The sequence below is a fragment of the Burkholderia sp. S-53 genome (assembly GCF_025560745.1).
GTDB lineage: Bacteria > Pseudomonadota > Gammaproteobacteria > Burkholderiales > Burkholderiaceae > Burkholderia > Burkholderia pyrrocinia.
On sequence record NZ_CP090484.1, the window covers coordinates 75,936 to 93,369 of the forward strand.

13 protein-coding genes are annotated in these 17,434 nt (G+C 68.9%); 4 read left to right on the top strand and 9 right to left on the bottom strand.

Annotated elements, in window-relative coordinates; genetic code table 11:
• Positions 1 to 92 precede the first annotated feature (92 nt).
• A complete protein-coding gene (locus tag LXM88_RS22530; RefSeq protein ID WP_262544495.1) occupies positions 93 to 1,163 on the top strand; it encodes an AI-2E family transporter in 1,071 nt (356 codons plus the stop codon).
• Between the two features lie 223 nt (positions 1,164 to 1,386).
• Positions 1,387 to 1,761: a hypothetical protein gene (locus tag LXM88_RS22535; protein ID WP_262544496.1), complete on the top strand. Its 375-nt coding sequence runs from the start codon at positions 1,387 to 1,389 to the stop codon at positions 1,759 to 1,761.
• A 28-nt stretch (positions 1,762 to 1,789) separates the two neighbouring features.
• On the opposite strand, the gene LXM88_RS22540 is transcribed toward LXM88_RS22535, so the two are convergent.
• A complete protein-coding gene (locus LXM88_RS22540; protein WP_262544497.1) occupies positions 1,790 to 2,584 on the bottom strand; it encodes an SDR family NAD(P)-dependent oxidoreductase in 795 nt (264 codons plus the stop codon).
• Between the two features lie 171 nt (positions 2,585 to 2,755).
• On the opposite strand from LXM88_RS22540, the gene LXM88_RS22545 reads away from it, so the two are divergent.
• Entirely contained in the window at positions 2,756 to 3,601 is an 846-nt protein-coding gene (locus LXM88_RS22545) for an AraC family transcriptional regulator (protein WP_262544498.1), read from the top strand.
• Between the two features lie 74 nt (positions 3,602 to 3,675).
• Here LXM88_RS22545 and LXM88_RS22550 read toward each other — a convergent pair whose 3' ends face one another.
• The 7 genes from LXM88_RS22550 to LXM88_RS22580 form a co-directional block, all read right to left on the bottom strand.
• On the bottom strand, positions 3,676 to 4,263 hold the full coding sequence (locus tag LXM88_RS22550) for a LysE family translocator (RefSeq protein WP_262544500.1): 588 nt from the start codon (positions 4,261 to 4,263) through the stop codon (positions 3,676 to 3,678).
• Between the two features lie 99 nt (positions 4,264 to 4,362).
• Positions 4,363 to 5,829 carry a heavy metal sensor histidine kinase gene (locus LXM88_RS22555; RefSeq protein ID WP_262544502.1) on the bottom strand — a complete coding sequence of 489 codons (1,467 nt, stop codon included), beginning with the start codon at positions 5,827 to 5,829 and terminating at the stop codon, positions 4,363 to 4,365.
• Positions 5,826 to 6,521 (bottom strand): heavy metal response regulator transcription factor, encoded by a 696-nt coding sequence (locus LXM88_RS22560; RefSeq protein WP_065502177.1) that lies wholly within the window; start codon positions 6,519 to 6,521, stop codon positions 5,826 to 5,828. Before LXM88_RS22560 ends, LXM88_RS22555 begins: the two co-directional genes overlap by 4 nt.
• A gap of 22 nt (positions 6,522 to 6,543) precedes the next feature.
• Positions 6,544 to 8,058, bottom strand: coding sequence for an efflux transporter outer membrane subunit (locus tag LXM88_RS22565; protein WP_262544504.1), 1,515 nt, complete (start codon positions 8,056 to 8,058; stop codon positions 6,544 to 6,546).
• Positions 8,055 to 9,284, bottom strand: a complete 1,230-nt coding sequence (locus LXM88_RS22570; RefSeq protein ID WP_262544506.1) for an efflux RND transporter periplasmic adaptor subunit — start codon at positions 9,282 to 9,284, stop codon at positions 8,055 to 8,057. Before LXM88_RS22570 ends, LXM88_RS22565 begins: the two co-directional genes overlap by 4 nt.
• Positions 9,285 to 9,310: 26 nt before the next feature.
• On the bottom strand, positions 9,311 to 12,559 hold the full coding sequence (locus tag LXM88_RS22575) for an efflux RND transporter permease subunit (RefSeq protein ID WP_262544508.1): 3,249 nt from the start codon (positions 12,557 to 12,559) through the stop codon (positions 9,311 to 9,313).
• A gap of 228 nt (positions 12,560 to 12,787) precedes the next feature.
• Positions 12,788 to 13,543 (bottom strand): Crp/Fnr family transcriptional regulator, encoded by a 756-nt coding sequence (locus LXM88_RS22580; protein ID WP_262544509.1) that lies wholly within the window; start codon positions 13,541 to 13,543, stop codon positions 12,788 to 12,790.
• Positions 13,544 to 13,711: 168 nt separating this feature from the next.
• Between LXM88_RS22580 and LXM88_RS22585 the strand changes: the two genes are divergently transcribed.
• Positions 13,712 to 15,364, top strand: a complete 1,653-nt coding sequence (locus tag LXM88_RS22585; RefSeq protein WP_262544510.1) for an acyl-CoA synthetase — start codon at positions 13,712 to 13,714, stop codon at positions 15,362 to 15,364.
• A gap of 49 nt (positions 15,365 to 15,413) precedes the next feature.
• Here LXM88_RS22585 and LXM88_RS22590 read toward each other — a convergent pair whose 3' ends face one another.
• Positions 15,414 to 17,396 carry a methyl-accepting chemotaxis protein gene (locus LXM88_RS22590; RefSeq protein ID WP_262544511.1) on the bottom strand — a complete coding sequence of 661 codons (1,983 nt, stop codon included), beginning with the start codon at positions 17,394 to 17,396 and terminating at the stop codon, positions 15,414 to 15,416.
• Positions 17,397 to 17,434 lie beyond the last annotated feature (38 nt).

The window sequence follows — 17,434 nt, forward strand, 5'->3', positions numbered from 1 at the left end:
CGCCGCCGATCCGCTGGCGATGGATAGAATGGCGGTTCGTGCAGGCCGGTTGCCTGCGCGAACCGCCATTTTTCCATTTCGACAGAGGTGCCATGGGCGCACATGTCCCGTCGTCTCACGAGTCCGCCGCGCAGCCGCGCGCGCAGCAGATCTCCCGCGTCGTGCTGTATGCGGCGCTGCTGGTGCTCGCGCTGTGGGTGATCCGCGACTTCATTCCCGCCATCGCATGGGCGTGCGTGATCGCCATCGCGATGTGGCCGCTGCTGAAACGCTTCGAATCGCACCGGCTGTTCCGCAACCGGCCAACGGTCAACGCGCTCGTCATCACGGCGGCGATCTCGCTGCTCGTCGTGCTGCCGATCGCCGTCGCGGCAATCCAGGCGATCGGGCAGGCGCACGACCTGCGCGAGTGGCTGCGTACGATCCAGGACAACGGCATCCCGCTGCCCGACGTCGTCGGCCGGCTGCCTTACGGTTCGGCGCAGATCACCGAATGGTGGCAGGCCAACCTCGGCCATCCGCTGCATGCGGACAGCGCGATGCACGGCGCCAACGGCGAGAAATTCCTCGCGTTCGGCCGGCAGTTCGGCACGAAGCTCGCGCATGCGCTGCTCGAATTCGGCTTCATGCTCGTCACGCTGTTCGTGATCCTGCGCGCCGGCCACAAGCTGTCCGGCGCGTTGCTGCAGGGCGCGCAGCGCGCGTTCGGTCGCAACGGAGCGGAACTGATCGACCGGATGGTCAAGGCCGTGTATGGCACGGTGACGGGGCTCGTCGTCGTCGGGCTCGGCGAGGGTGCGTTGCTCGGCGTCGCCTATGCGTTCGCGGGCGTCCCGCATGCTGCGCTGCTCGGCCTCGTCACGGCGATCGCCGCGATGCTGCCGTTCTGCGCGCCGATCGTGTTTTGCGGCGCGGCGCTCTGGCTGTTCGTTCAGGGTGCGACCATGTGGGCCGTGGTGGTGGCGGTGCTCGGTTTCGTCGTCGTGTTCGTCGCCGAGCATTTCGTGCGGCCGGTGCTGATCGGCAGTTCGGCGCGGTTGCCGTTCGTGCTCGTGCTGTTCGGCATCCTCGGCGGCGCCGAGACGTTCGGCCTGATCGGGCTGTTCGTCGGCCCCGCGCTGATGACGGTGCTGACGATGCTGTGGGCCGAATGGATCGCGTGACGATGCCCGCCGTCGCGCCGATTCGATGCATCGGCGCGACGGGATGGATGCGCGTGCAAGCATGCGCCGGCCGCAACGGTCGGCAACGATCCGGCTTGCGCTCGGGGCATGCAGGGCAGCGGTTCGGATACAGATCTCTACATTTCTTTTCGATCCGGACCCAAAGGTCTAGTAGCATGGGGCTTTCGATCACGCCGGCATGGCGCAGCAGATTTCCCCAAGCATGCGATTGATTTCGATGTCCCGTCCCGCGGCGACGCTGTCCCTGGCTGCCGGCTGCCTGATGTTGCACGGCTGCGCGTGGTTCGACTCGTGGCTACCGTTCTCTTATTCGCGCACGCCGCTCGCGCGGGCCGCGTCGCGGCATGGCGCGACGCGCGCCGACGTCGTCCGCGCCGGCGGCAACCCGCGCAGCGTCTGGATGGTCCGCAGCGGCAGCGGTGTCTGCTACAACTACTTCATCGAGCACGGCAACGATCACCGGCCTTACTTCGTCGTATTCGACAAGGCCGGCGTCGTCACGCAGTACGGCTTCGATACCTGCATGGACGCCGATCGCAAGGGCACGCTCCAGCCGGACAAGGCCGCTTCGCGCTAGCGCGGCGGCATGCGCCGCGCGTGAACTGTCAGGCGAGCGTGTCGACCACGCCGCCGTCGACGCGCAACGCCGCACCCGTGGTCGCCGAAGCCTGCGGCGAGCACACGTACACGACCAGGTTCGCGACTTCCTCGGGCGTCGCGGGTCGCTGGATGATCGAGCTCGAGCGATGAGCGCGCACGAAATCGACGGCCACGTCCTCGACGCTGCGGCCCGTTTCGTCGGCCGTTTCCTTCAGCAGCGCGCGCACGCCTTCCGACAGCGTCGGCCCCGGCAGCACCGAGTTGACGGTCACATGGGTGCCGGCCGCGAGCTTCGCGAGGCCGCGCGCGATCGACAGTTGCGCGGTTTTCGTGAACCCGTAGTGAATCATGTCGACCGGGATGTTCAGGCCCGATTCCGACGAAACGAACACGATGCGCCCGGCGTTGCGCTCGATCATCCCCTTCAGATAGTGCCGCGCGAGCCGCACGCCGGACATCACGTTCATCTGGAAGTAATGTTCCCATTCGGCGTCGTCGATGTCGAAGAACGCCTTCAGGCCGTAGATGCCCGCGTTGTTGACGAGGATGTCGGCATCGGGCGTGTGCCGCGTGACGCGCGCGGCGCCGGCCGCGTCGGACAGGTCGGCGGCGACGCCATCGAGGCTCGCGCCGGGCACGGCGGCGCGCAGTTGCGCGAGCGCCGACTGCACCGATGCGTCGCTGCGGCCGTTGACGACGACGCGCGCGCCGGCGCGCGCGAGCCCTTCGGCGATCGCGAGCCCGATACCGGCGGTGGAGGCGGTGACGACCGCGGTCTTGCCTTTCAGATCGATGTGCATGAGCGTGACGGGAGAGGAGTAAACGGGAACCGCCGCGCGTGCCGCGGCGGCCGGAATTCAAAGCTTAGGCGAAACGACGCGATCCGGTACCGACGCTGCAAGGCGCCGGTTGCATCGGCTCGCGCAGTCTTGTACGGTGTGCGTTCGCCGTCCGATCCGGGAGCCCGCAGCGTGAGCCGTTCCGTCAACCGATCCGCTGTGCCGTCGCCGTTCTGGCGCGACGCCGCGCTGCCGTTCATCGAGGCGCGCACCGTCGACGACGGGCGCGCGATCTGCTACGTGAAGCACACGCACGACACGTTTTCGCTGGGCGCGATCGTCGGCGGTACGAGCACCTACGTGAACGGCGCGACGCACGCGCAGGTCGGGCGCGGCGTGCTCGTGATCATCGATCCGGAGCAGGTGCACGCGTGCAATCCGTACGGCCAGGACGCATGGGCGTACCGGATGGTCTACGTCGACGTTCCATGGCTCGCGCGGCTGCAGCATTCGCTGGGCCGCAGTCCGAACAGCGATTTTCACGGGTTTTCGCCGAAGTTGACGGAGCGGCATGACCTGTTCGCGCAATTTGGCGGTTTCTACCGCACGCTCGTGGCGCCCGGCATCGATCCGCTCGGCAAGGAGAGCGCGGCGGTCGAATTCTTCACGCAACTGCACGGCGCGCTCGATCGCGAGCTGCCCGCCATGCGCCCCGCGGAAGACAACGCGAAGCTCGCGCGTGCGGCCGACTACATCGCCGCGCATTGCCGCGAGGGCGTCACGCTCGATGCGATCTGCGCCGCGGCCGACCTGTCGCCGTCGTACCTGATTCGCGCATTCAACGCACGCTACGGAATGACGCCGCATGCTTTCCTGATCGATCGCCGCGTGCAGTACGGCCGCACGGAGCTGCGCCGCGGCCGGCCGATCGCCGAGGTCGCGCTCGACGCGGGCTTCGCGGACCAGGCGCATTTCCAGCGTGCATTCAGGCGGATCGCGGCCGCGACGCCCGGTCAGTACCGTAGCGCGATGAGCTGAACGGCAGGGCGGCAGCGCGCGGAGTGCGCTTGCGCCGTCGATGCGCGGAATCGCCTGATTCGCGAGCAGGCCGGCTAGACGTCCAGCAGAAAGAGCGCGCTGCCCGCGAGCAGCAGCGCCATCAACCGGTTGAACACGCGCATCCGCCGCGCGTTCGCGAGCCGGTGCCGCAGCGACGCACCCGCATATCCCCAGCACGCGATCGACGCGAAACAGATCACCAGATACAGCGCGGCGAACAACCAGACCTGCGCGCGGTCGCCATCGGCCGCATACGCGCCCATCGCGGCCACGCTTGCGAGCCACGCCTTCGGATTCAGCCACTGCATCGCCGCGCCGGCCGCCGCCGACGGGCCGGCCACGCCCGGGTCGGCCGACAGCTGGCCGTCATCGAGCGCGAGCCGCAGCGCCATATAGAGCAGGAACGCAATTCCCGACCACTGCGTGGCGGTCGTCAGCACGGGCCAGCGCACGAGCGCCGCGTGCAGGCCGAGGCCGATCAGCAGGAACAGCGCGACGAAGCCGAGCGTCGCGCCGGCCGCATAGCGCAGGCTCGCGCCGAGGCCGTGACGTGCGCCGGCGCTGAGCGCGACGATATTGACGGGACCGGGGGTGATCGACGAGGCGAGCGCGAACGCGGCCATCGAAACCAGCATGCTCATCGGGTGTCTCCACGCGAAATGTCGAAAGTCGCATCGAGACTACGGGAGCCGCACTGGCCCGTATTGAAGAAAACTGCCCTCGGCGGCGCGCGGCCGCCGTCAGTGCAACGCGCGCGGCGCGTGCGCCCGCTGCGTAGCGTGCGGATCGGGCGAGCCGACGGAATCGGCTGCATCGGCTGCGCGCAGCGGGCCGCCCGTGCAGGGTTGCGTCGACACCGAGAAGCCGAACGTATTGACGCCGCCCGAGCATGCGACGAACACGCTGCCGCCATGCATCTCGGCCACGGCCTTGACGATCGACAACCCGAGCCCGTGGTTTTCCTTGCTGTTCGCGCGTGCTTCCTCGAGCCGGTAGAAGCGCTCGAACACGTGCGAACGCTGCACCGGGTCGATCGGTTCGCCGGGGTTCGACACGGCCATCTCGACGAGCGTGTCGCGGCGCGCGATCGTCACGTCCACCGTCGCGCCGGGCGCCGAGTGCTGGATCGCGTTGATCAGCAGGTTCGTCATCGCGCGGCGGAACAGCGACGGATCGACCGCCGCGCGCGCGTCGCCATGCAGTTCGGCGCGCAGTTGCGCTTCGTCGAGCGGGATTTCGAGGAAGTCGAGCATGCGCCGCACCTCGTCGGCGAGCGACACGTCCTTCAGGTCGGTCGCCCGTTCGCCGCGATCGCTGCGCGACAGGAACAGCATGTCGTTGATGATCACGCGCAGCCGCTCGAATTCCTCGAGATTCGACTGCAGCGTCTGGCGCATCCGGTCGACCGAGCGGTCGCGGCTCGTCAGCGCGACCTGGGTCTGGCCGATCAGGATGCTGACCGGCGTGCGCAGCTCGTGCGCGACGTCGGCGTTGAACGCTTCGAGCCGCGCGTAGGTTTGCTGGATCCGTTCGAGCGCGTCGTTGAACGAGGTGGCGAGGTCGCGCAGCTCGGCCGGCAGCGCGTCGGTCTGCAGCCGCTGGCGGCGGTTCGCGAGGCTGATCGCCGATGCATCCTGCGACAGCCGGTCGAGCGGCGCGAGCCCGAAGCGCGCGACCGCACGGCTCAGCAGCAGCGTGATGACCGTGGCCGTCGCGATCAGCGCGGCGAGCGTCCAGCCGAAGCGGCGCAGCATCCGCTGCGTGCGCTCGCACGAGCTGGCGACGATCAGCTTCAGCGTCGGCCGCTCGCCGCTGCCGGCCACCGTGACGGTCTTCGTCATCACGTGGTAGCTGCTGTCGTTCAGCGCGTAGCGCTGGAACGCGCCGAACGGCGGCTCGACGGGCACGCCGTTGACCGGCGTACCGAAGCGGAATGCCGGGTTCGTGCTGTCGACCTGGTAGTGCGTCGAGCCGTCCGGCGGTTCGAGGTCGGCCAGCTTTTCCTGCATGAGCCGCCCGCGCGCGGCCGTCGTCGCATGCGACACGATCATCTCGGCGACCTTCGCGCGCGTGTCGAGCGTCGCGCGCAGTTCCGCGAACAGCTGGCGCTCCATCATCACGAACAGCCCGCAGCCGACCAGCGTGAACACGAGCAGCGACACGATGCCGAACATCGCGGACAGCCGCAGGACGATCGAGCGCTTCATGCGGACCTCTCGGTGTCGCCGTCCTCGCGCGCCTCGAGCACGTAGCCCATCCCGCGGATCGTATGCAGCAGCTTGTCCGCGAACGGGCCGTCGAGTTTCGCGCGCAGGCGCTTGATCGCCGTCTCGACGACGTTCGCGTTGCTGTCGAAGTTCACGTCCCACACGAGTTCGGCGATCGTCGTCTTCGACAGCACCTCGCCGCTGCGCCGCGCGAGCACGCCGAGCAGCTGGAATTCCTGCGCGGTCAGGTCGAGGCGCGTGCCGTCGCGGGTCGCGCGGCGGCCGATCAGGTCGACGCGCAGGTCGCCGATCGAGATCAGCGTCGATTCCTGCACGCGCGCGCGGCGCGTCAGCGCGCGCAGCCGTTCGATCAGCTCGAGGAACGAGAAGGGCTTGGTCAGGTAGTCGTCGGCGCCGCCGCGCAACCCGCGCACGCGGTCGTCGACGCGGTCGCGCGCGGTCAGCATGATGACGGGCGTCTGCTTCTGCGCGCGCAACGCGCGCAGCACGCCGAAGCCGTCGAGCTTCGGCAGCATCACGTCGAGCACGACCACGTCGTAGTCGAATTCGACGGCCTTCCACGCGCCGTCCTCGCCGTCGAGCGCGGTGTCGACGACCCAGCCTTCCTCGGTCAGGCCGCTCTTCAGGTATTCGACGACTTTCGGTTCGTCTTCGACGATCAGGACTTTCATGTTCTTGTTCCGCGTAACCGGGTTAAGGGCCGACGCCCGCGTTGCGCTGCGGGCCGGCCGCTGCGACGTCGGACGGCGCGGGGCCGCTCGCCGCGCCGCCGTCCCAGCCGCCGCCGAGCGCCTTCGCGAGAAAGACGACGAGCGCTGCGCGCTGGCCCTGGATCTGCACGGCCTGGCGCTCGCTCGTCAGCAGTTGCTGCTGGGCCGTCAGCACGTCGATGAACGGCGTCAGGCCGCCCGCGTAACGATCCTGCGCGAGCGATACGAGCTTGCGCGCGTCGTCGACGGCCGCCGCTGCCTGCTGCGCGGCGTCGGCCAGCACCGACAGGCCCGTCACCGCATTCTGCACCTCCTGGAACGCGGTGAGCACGGTCTGCCGGTAGCTGGCCTGCGCGGCGGCATAGCCGGCCTGCGCGAAATCGACGCCGGCCTTCAGCTTGCCGCCTTCGAACAGCGGCTGGCTGACCGACGCGCCGACCGACCACAGCAGCGCCGGCACGGTGAACAGGCCCGCGAAGCGCGTCGCATCCCAGCCGAGGTCCGGCGACAGCGTGATGCGCGGGAAATACGCGGCGCGCGCGACGCCGATCTGCGCGTTCGCGGCCGCCATCGCGCGCTCGGCCGACGCGACGTCGGGGCGCCGCTGCAGCAGGTCGCTCGGCATGCCGGTCGGCAGCACGGGCGCGTTGATCGGCACCACGCGCGGCGGCAGCGAGAATGCGGGAGCCGGCGTGCCGACCAGCGTTGCGATCGCGGTTTCGACCTGCGCGCGCTGCTGGTTCAGCAACTGCGCCTGGGTGCGCGTCGCGTCGAGCTGCGAGCGCTGCTGCAGCAGGTCGAGGCCCGACACCGCGCCGAGTTCGTGGCGCGCGCTCACGTAGTCGAGCGCCTTCTGCTGCAGGTCGATCGAACGCCTGACGACGTCGATCTCGGTATCGAGCTCGCGCAGCGCGAAATAGCTCGACGCGAGATCGGCGGTCAGCACGAGGCGTGCGTTCGCGAAATCGTCGTGCGCCTGCTCGGTGCTGGCCTGCGCGGATTCGACGTTGCGCCGCACGCGGCCGAACAGGTCGAGTTCGTAGCTGACGCTCGCGCCGACCTGGATGTCGTTCTGCACCGTCGACGCGTTTTGCGTCGTGTAGTTGGTCCGCGGCCGGTCGGCGGAGATCTTGAAGCGCTGGCCGCTCGCGTTCAGGCCGACCGCCGGATACTGCGCGGACGCGACCGATGCGAGCGTCGCCTTCGCCTGGTCGTAGCGTGCGGCGACGGCCTTCAGGCTCTGGTTGTTGCGCAGCGCGTCGGTTTCGAGCGCGTCGAGCTGCGGATCGCCGAACGCGGTCCACCACGCGGGATCGAGCGGCGCGCGGGCCGGCGCGGCCGGGTGCCAGTAAGCGTCGGCCGGGTCGAGCCGCCATGCGGCCGGCGTATCGACGGCCGGGCGCCGGTAGTCGGGGCCGACCGTGCAGCCGGCGAGGGCGGCTGCCGCCACGACGGCGGCGAGCGCCGCAGGCCGCACGCGGGCGCGTTTCGCGATCACGACTTCGCTCCCGCGACGGCCGATGCGGGTTTTGCCGCCGGCGTCGACACGACGACCGGGTCGCCGTTCGCGAGCGCGTCGCTCGGGTTCGCGACGAGGCGGTCGTTCGGCGTGAGCGGGCCGTCGACTTCGAGCGTCTGCCCGATCGTGCGCACGACCGTCACCGGTTTCAGGCGGATCTGGCCGTTCGCGTCGACGGTCGCGACCGTCGGGCCTTCGGCGCGGAACAGCAGCGTACTGGCCGGGATCTGCAGGCGGCCGACCGGCGTCATCGGCAGCGTCGCCTGCACGTACGCGCCGGGCAGCAGCCGTGCATCCGGGTTCGGCAGCGTGATCTCGATCTGCAGCGAGCGCGTCGCGACATCGATCGCCTCGGACGTGCGCGTGATCGTGCCGTCGAAGGTCCGGCCCGGCAGCTCGGCCTGCGCGACGCTCACGTGCTGGCCGACCTTCACCTGCTGCGCGTAGGCCTGCGGCACCTGCACGTAGAGGCGCAGCCGGTCGGCCTGCACGACCGTGAACAGCGAGCGGCCCGCGTTGCCGGAGCCGACGAGATCGCCGACGTCGACGTTGCGCTGCGTGACGATCCCGTCGATCGGCGCGACGATCCGCTGGAAGCCCTTCAGCTCGGTGAGCCGGCGCATGTTCGCATCGGCCGCGGCGAGGTTCGCGGTGCCCTGGTTGAATGCGCCCTGGCGGTCGTCGAGTTCCTGCTGCGACACCGCATCGCGCTGGCGCAACTGCTGCGCGCGGTCGAACGACGTCTTCGCGAGCGCGAGCGCCGCCTGCGCCTGCTGGCGCTGCGCGGTGGCCTGCGCGAGCTCCTGGTTCAGCTCGGGCGTGTCGAGTTCCGCGAGCACTTGCCCCTGTTTCACGTGCGCGCCGATGTCGGCCTGCCAGCGCAGCACGTAGCCGCTCGCGCGCGCGTAGATCGGCGCCTCGACGAAGCCGCGCAGCGTGCCGGGCAGCGTCAGCTTGCCGCCGGTGGCCGCGTCGGCCGGGTGCACGACGTTCACGAACTGGCGCGTGTTCTGCTCGGCGATCGCGTCGAGCCGGTTGCGGTTCAGCACGTTGACGACGATCGTGCGCGCGGCGCCGGCGGCCAGCAGCACGCCGATCACGATCAGCACGATGCGCCCGCGCCGCGACACCGACGTGCGCGTCGGCAGGTGCATGCCGTGTTCGTCCACCTGGATGCCGACGGAGCTGTGATGTTTCTCTTCCATGAATTAACCGGGTCTTTAGGCGAAGGTCAGTGTCCGGCCTGGCGCGCGCGCCGGCGGGCCAGCCGCGAATGCACGCCGCCGAACACGAGCGGCACGAACAGCAAAGTCGAAACGGTCGCGAACAGCAGCCCGCCGATCACCGCGCGGCCGAGCGGCGCGTTCTGCTCGGCGCCTTCGCCGAGGCCGAGCGCCATCGGCACCATCCCGATGATCATCGCGAGCGCCGTCATCAGCACCGGCCGGATCCGCGTCGCGCCGGCTTCCAGCGCGGCCGTGAGCGGCGGCGCGCCGGCCGCGAGGCGCTGGCGCGCGAACGACACCACGAGAATGCTGTTCGCGGTCGCGACGCCCACCGTCATGATCGCGCCCGTCAGCGCGGGCACGCTCAGGTGCGTGCCGGTGATGAACAGCATCCACGCGATGCCGGCGAGTGCGGCGGGCATCGCGCTGATGATGATCAGCGGGTCGAGCCACGACTGGAAATTGACGACGATCAGCAGGTAGACGAGCACGATCGCCATCGCGACGCCCGCGCCGAGGCCGATATACGACGTGCGCATCGTCTCGATCTGGCCGCGCATCGTCAGGTCGGTGCCGCGCGGCAGGCTCGCGCGCATGTCGGACACGATGCGGTCGATCTCGCCCGCGACCGAGCCGAGGTCGCGGCCCTCGACGCTCACGTACAGGTCGATCGCCGGGCGGATGTTGTAGTGCGTGATCACGGCCGGGTTCGCGGCGGTGCGCACCTGCACGAGGTTGCCGAGCAGTTGCGGCGGCATGCCCGTGCGGCCGCTCGCCGAAATCGGCGTGCCGAGCAGGTCGTCGACCGACGAGATGCTGTATTGCGGGGTCTGGATCTGCAGCGGGTACTGGACGCCGGTTCTCGGGTTGATCCAGAACGACGGTGTTGTCTGCGAACTGCCGGACAGCGAGATCAGCATGTTCTGCGCGACGTTCTGCGCGGAGAGATTGAGCTGCTGCATGCGCGTACGATCCATGTCGGCCAGCAGGGTCGGCTCGTCGTTGCGTTGCAGCACGTGCACGTCGACGGCGCCGGGGATTTGCCTGACCTTTTTCATCAGGTTGCTCGCGATAGTCATGTTACTCGCGAGATCGTTGCCGAGCACCTGCACGTCGATCGCGGCCGGCTGACCGAAGTTGAGGATCTGCGTGATGATGTCCGACGGCTGGAAGAAGAATTCGACGCCCGGGAAGCGTTCCGGCAGCAGCTTGCGCAGCGTCTGCACGTAGTGCTGGGTCGCGCGGTGGCCGGGCTTCAGCGCGATCAGCAGCTCGCCGTCGAGCGTGCCGATCGTGCCGGCATTGCTGTACGACAGGTTGATGCCGCTCACGGGCAGGCCGAGGTTGTCGACGATCGCGCCGAGCTCTTCGGGCGGCACGGCTTCGCGGATCACGCGCTCGACCTGGTCGGCGAGACGCGCGGTTTCCTCGATCCGGTAGCCGGTCGGTGCGCGCATGTGCAGCCGGATGTTGCCGGAATCGGCGTTCGGGAAGAAGTCGCGGCCGAGCGCGAACACGAGGCCCGTCGACAGCACGCAGAAGCCGAGGAAGCACATCGCGTAGAAGCGGCGGCGCACGAGCAGCATGCTGAGCAGCACGATGTACCACGCGCGCAGCCCCTCGAACGCGTTGTTGAACGCATGATGCACGCGCGCGAAACGCGACGTCGCATGGTCGGGGCCGGTGCTGGCCTGCTGCGGGCGGAACAGCAGCATCGCGAGCGTCGGCACGAGCGTGCGCGACAGCACGTACGACGCGAGCATCGCGAACACGACGGCTTCCGCGAGCGGCACGAACAGGTAGCGCGCGACGCCCGTCAGGAAGAACATCGGCACGAACACGATGCAGATGCACAGCGTCGACACGAACGCGGGCACCGCGATTTCGCCGGCGCCTTCGAGGATCGCCTCGTGCAGGTCCGTGCTGAACGACGACCCCCACGCTCCCGTCGGTCGCTGCCCCCCGAGGGGGGCGCTCGGCACGCTTGGGGCGGCCCGGCGCGTGCCGAGATGCAGGTGCCGCTCGATGTTCTCGATCGTGACGGTCGCGTCGTCGACCAGGATCCCGACCGCGAGCGCGAGCCCGCCGAGCGTCATGATGTTGATGGTCTCGCCGAGCGCCGACAGCGCGATCAGCGACGTGAAGATCGACAGCGGAATCGAGATCGCGATGATCAGCGTGCTGCGCCAGTTGCCGAGGAACAGCAGGATCATCATCGCGGTCAGCACGGCCGCGATCAGCGCCTCGTGGATCACGCCCTGCACGGCCGCGTTGACGAACACCGACTGGTCGAACAGCGGCGTGATCGTGAGCCCCTCGGGCAGCGTCGGGATCACCTTCGGCAGCAGCGTCTTCAGGTCCGACACGACCTTGAGCGTCGACGCGTCGCCGCTTTTCAGGATCGACACGAGCACGCCGCGCTGGCCGTTCTGGCGCACCACGTTGGTCTGCGGCGCGAAGCCGTCGCGTACCGCCGCGACCTCGCGCAGGTAGGTCGTCGCGCCGTTGACGGTCTGGACCGGCAGGTTGTTGATGTCGGCGATGGTGTCGGCCGACGCGTTCGTGTCGATCCGGTATTCGGTCTGGCCCATCTTCGCGGTGCCGGTCGGCAGCACGAGGTTCTGCGTGTTGACCGCGTTGACGATGTCGGCCGGCGTGAGCCCTTTCGCGAGCAGCGCCTGCGGGTCGATGTCGATCGCGACCACGCGCGTGCGGCCGCCATACGGGAACGGGATCTGCACGCCCGGAACCGTGATCAGCTGCGGGCGCAGGAAGTTCAGCGCGATGTCGGCGAGCGACTGCTCGCTGAGCGTCTGGCTCGACAGCCCGAGCTGAATCACCGGGATGCTCGACGCGGAATAGGTGATCACGAGCGGCGGCGTCGCGCCCTGCGGCATCTGCCGCACGATCGCCTGCGCGGACGAGACCGTCTGCGCGATCGCCGTCTGCACGTTCGCGCCGGGCTGCAGGAACACCTTCACGACCGCGATGCCGGGCAGCGACGTCGACTCGACATGCTGGATGTTGTTGACGGTCGTCGTCAGGATCCGTTCATGGACGGCCGTGATCCGGTTCGTCATCTCCGTCGCGGAGAAGCCGCCGTAATTCCAGATCACGCTGATCACGGGAATGTTGATCGCGGGCAGCACGTCGACCGGCGTGCGCATCAGCGCAAGCGGGGTGGCCAGCACGATCATGATGGCCATGACGATGAACGTGTAGGGGCGCCTGAGCGCGAGATTGACAATCCACATGGAGGCGGCGGGTCAGGCGGTGATCAGGCGTCGGTGAAGGGAACCCGAATGATAGGCGTCGGCATGGAACGGGTTACTGTCGCGAAACTGGCGGAATTGTCAGGTTGTGCCGCGGTAGCGGTCGGCCGATTCTGCAGACGGAAGACATGCGCATGCTGCGACCCGCGAACGGCTGCGGCAACGGCTGCGCGTGTCGTGCCGGCGCCGGTTTCGCTCATCGCGCCGCGCTCAGATCTGCTCCATCCCGACGCGCGCGAGCGCACCCGGATCGACGACGTCGATCTGGTTGTACGCGAGCCGCAGCACACCGAGTTTCTCGAGTTGCTGCAGCGCCTGGTTGATCCGCTGCCGCGACACGCCGACGAGCATGCCCAGTTCCTCCTGCGAGATCGACAGCGACGGGCCGGTGTCCGGATACAGGTCCGGGTTGAAGAGTTGCGCGAGCGACTGCGCGACGCGCGCATCGACGTCGAGCAGCCGGCTGTTCTGGATCGACGCGATGAATTCGCCCATCCGGTTGTTCAACTGATGGATCACGAAGCGCGTGAACGGCAGGCTCGTGTCGAGCAGCGCATGGAACGTGTCGACCGGCACGAACAGCACGGTCGAGCGCTGGATCGCGACGACCTCGTACTTGCGCAGTTCGCGCTTGATCACGCTGCCTTCGCCGAACCAGCCGCCCGACGGCACGCCGGAAAACGTGCAGCCACGCCCCGACGCGTTGAAGATCGCCAGCTTCAGCAGCCCGCGATGCACGCCGATCCAGTATTCGGACGGCGCGAGCCGGTGCGCGATCACGTCGCCGGCCTCGCACTGCTCGACGCGCGACTGCGCGAGCACCAGCGCCTGGTGTTCGGGCGCGAGCGTGCGGAACCACGCGCACTGGCGGAACAGCGTCGACAGCGCCGGCAGCAGGCCCGGCTCGGGCTGCGCGTCGGCCGGGTGGGCGGCCGCGTCGGGCGGCGCAACGAGGTGGTCGTGCATGGGTGCGGGTTTGCGAGGTTAGGGATAACGCGCAGCGCTCGAAAGGCACTCTGTCGTTTCGACGACAGACCGCTCACAATAATGCCCGTTAGGCTGTCGGCAATTGAACCACATCAAAACGATCCGGGGTGCATGCACACCGGTCGACAGAACACGGGAGACAGGATCATGACGCAGATGTTCGAGGCCGGGCTCGGCCGCCGCGATGCCAATTACGTACCGCTCACCCCGATCGACTTCCTGGTCCGGACGGCCGAAGTCTACGGCGAGCGTCTCGCGATCGTGCACGGCGACGTGCGGCGCACGTGGGGCGAGACCTACACGCGCGCGAAGCAGCTGGCGAGCGCGCTCGCGCGGGCCGGCGTCGAGCGCGGCGACACCGTCGCGGCGATGCTGCCGAACATTCCGGCGATGGTCGAGGCGCACTTCGGCGTGCCGATGGCCGGCGCGGTGCTGAACACGATCAACACGCGGCTCGACGTGCCGTCGGTGCTGTTCATGCTGCGTCACGGCGAGGCGAAGGTGCTGATCGTCGATACCGAGTACGCGGAGCTTGCACATCGCGCGGCGCTCGAGGTGCCGGGCCTGAAGATCGTCAGCGTTGCCGACGCGATGCCGGCCGATCCCGACCGGTTCGCGGGCGCGACCGACTATGAAGCGTTCGTCGCCGGCGGCGATGCCGACTACGCATGGACGCCGCCCGCCGACGAATGGGACGCGATCGCGCTGAACTACACGTCGGGCACGACCGGCGACCCGAAGGGCGTGGTCTACCACCATCGCGGCGCGCATCTGGCGGCGATCAGCAACATCCTCGAATGGGACATGCCGAAGCACGCGGTGTATCTGTGGACGCTGCCGATGTTCCACTGCAACGGCTGGTGCTTCCCGTGGGCCGTCGCGGCGCGCGCCGGCGTGAACGTATGCCTGCGCAAGTTCGACGCGAAGACCGTGTTCGACCTGATTCGCCGCGAACGCATCACGCACTATTGCGGCGCGCCGATCGTGCAGAGCGCGATCGCGAACGCGCCGGCCGAATTCCGCGAAGGGATCGACCATACGGTGCACGCAATGGTCGCGGGCGCGGCGCCCGCGCCGGCCGTGATCGCGAAGATGAAGGAGATCGGCTTCGACCTGCTGCACGTGTACGGGCTGACCGAGGTTTACGGCCCGGCGACCGTGTGCGCGCAGCAGTCGCACTGGGACGCGCTGCCCGATGAAGAGCGTGCGCGGCTCAATGCGCGCCAGGGCGTGCGCTACCACCTCGAAGCGGGCGCGACGGTGCTCGATCCCGACACGATGGCGCCGGTGCCGGCCGACGGCGAGACGCTCGGCGAGATCATGTTCCGCGGCAACATCTGCATGAAGGGCTATCTGAAGAACCCGAAGGCGACCGACGAGGCGTTCCACGGCGGCTGGTTCCATACGGGCGATCTGGGCGTGCTGACGCCGGACGGCTATATCCGCATCAAGGACCGCCGCAAGGACATCATCATTTCGGGCGGCGAGAACATCTCGAGCATCGAGGTCGAGGATGCGCTGTATCGGCATCCGGCCGTCGCGGTTGCGGCTGTCGTTGCGATGCCCGACCCGAAATGGGGCGAGGTGCCGTGTGCGTTCGTCGAGCTGCGCGAAGGCGCGAGCGCGACCGAGGAGGAAATCGTCGCGCACTGCAGGCAACTGCTCGCGGGCTTCAAGGTGCCGAAGGCCGTGCGCTTCGGCGAGCTGCCGAAGACGTCGACCGGCAAGATCCAGAAGTTCCAGCTGCGCAATGCGGTCGGGTCGGACAAGGCGATCGACCTGGCGGGGGACAAGAAGTAGGCAGCGAGCGGCCACCGCCCGCAGCCGGTCGCCCGCCGCCGGTCGACGCTCATGCGTCGCGCGCGAGCCGGAACACGCTGACGGCTTCCGACAGTTGCGCGGCCTGGTCGCGCAGTGCGACGGCCGCGCGTTCGGCATTCGAGATCAGCGTCGCGTTCTGCTGCGTGGCTTCCCCGATCTGCGTGACGGCCTGGTTCACCTGCTCGATGCCGGCCGATTGCTCTCGCGACGCGGTGCTGATCTCGCCGATCAGCGTGCGGACCTGATCGACGCGGGCGACGATGTCGCGCATCGTGCCGCGCGCCGCGTCGGCGATTCGGTAACCCTGTTCGACGGTCGTCGACGATTCGGCGCTCAGCGCGTCGATTTCCTTGACCGCGGCCGCGCTGCGCTGCGCGAGCGCGCGCACTTCGGCCGCGACCACCGCGAAGCCCTTGCCGTGCTCGCCCGCGCGGGCGGCCTCGACGGCTGCGTTCAGCGCCAGGATGTTGGTCTGGAATGCGATGCCTTCGATCGCGCTCGTGATTTCGGCGATCCGGCGCGTTGCGCGGCCGATTTCGTCCATCGTTGCGACCACGCGCTGCACCGCCGCGTCGCCGTCGGTCGCGGCGGCCGACGCGTTCGCGACCAGCGTGTTCGCTTGCGCCGCGTGCTCGGCGTTCTGCTGCACGGCGGCCGTGATCTGCTCCATGCTGGCGGCCGTCTGTTCGACGCTGCTCGCCTGCGTCGCGATCCGCGCGGCGATGTCGCCGCTGCCCGCCGCGATGCCGACCATGCCGCGCGCGATGCCGGCCGAGCCGCTGCGCACCTGTGCGACGATCCGCGCCAGGCCGTCGCCGATCCCGTCGACTGCCTGCACGAGCCGGCCGATTTCGTCGTTGCCCGCTGCGCTGCGTGCCGCGTCGCCGTCGCGGATCCGCACGCTGAGGTCGCCCGCCGCGTAGCGTTCGGAAGCACGTGCCGCCGCGTCGAGCGGCCGGCTCACGACGCGCCTCACGACGACGACGAACAGCGCTGCGAACGCCGCGACGAGCACGGCTGCGATCATCAGGAAGCGGTCGCGGAGGGTGCGCATGCCGGCGAGCAGTTCGTCGTTGACCGCGATGCCGCCGACCAGCCATTGCCACTGCGGAATCGTCGTGAACGACACGAATTTCCCGGTTGGCTGGCCGTCGTGCGCGGCCGGGTCGGTCGACGTATACGCGAGCCGGCCCTGGCCGGCCGCGAGCATCTGCGTGTACGGCGCGCGCGTGTCGTCGACGCGCTGGCCGGCTGCGTCGGGATGGACGACGAGGGTGCCGCGCGCTGCGCCCGGCGATGCGTCGAGCACGAAGTAGTAGCCGTTCTCGCCGACCTTCAACGCACGGATGCCGTCCTGGACGACTTGCAGCTCGGCGCCGACGTCGAGACCGACGAACAGTGCGCCGATCACGCGGCCGGTTGCGTCGGTGACCGGCTTGTACTGCGTGATGTACGACCGGCCGAACAGTTTGGCGAGGCCCGTGTAGCTGTGCCCGGCGACGAGCGGCGCGTACGCGGGGCTCGCGCGATCGAGGCGCGTGCCGACCGCGCGTGCCCCGTCCTGTTTTTTCAGCGACGTCGTGATGCGCACGAAATCGTCGCCGTCGCGCGCGAAGATCGTCGCGATCGCGCCGCTTTTCTTCAGGAACTGGTCGGGAATCGAGTAATCGAGGTCGAGGGGCTGGCCGCCCGCGGAAAGCGTGGGCGCGGCGACGCCGCCGATGTCGACGGTGCGCGCCGGGTCGAGCGAGAAATCGGCCGGGAGGAAACTCGCGAACAGCGACATCGAGCGACCGGCTTCGGCCGACAGCGCCTTGTCGAACATCTCGACCATCGCACGGATCGACTGCTCCTTGTCGGCGATTCGCGCGTGCGCCTCGTCCGCGAGTTGCTGGCTGGCAAAATGGGCGAGCGCCCACGCGAAAACGGTGAACAGCAGTGCGACAAGCGCGCACGCCAGCGCGGCAAGGCGCGCGCCGACGCTCACCCGGCCCAATTGGGTCAATCTCATACGGCATCCTGAGTGGGGAGGGAGAGGGGCGGAACGCA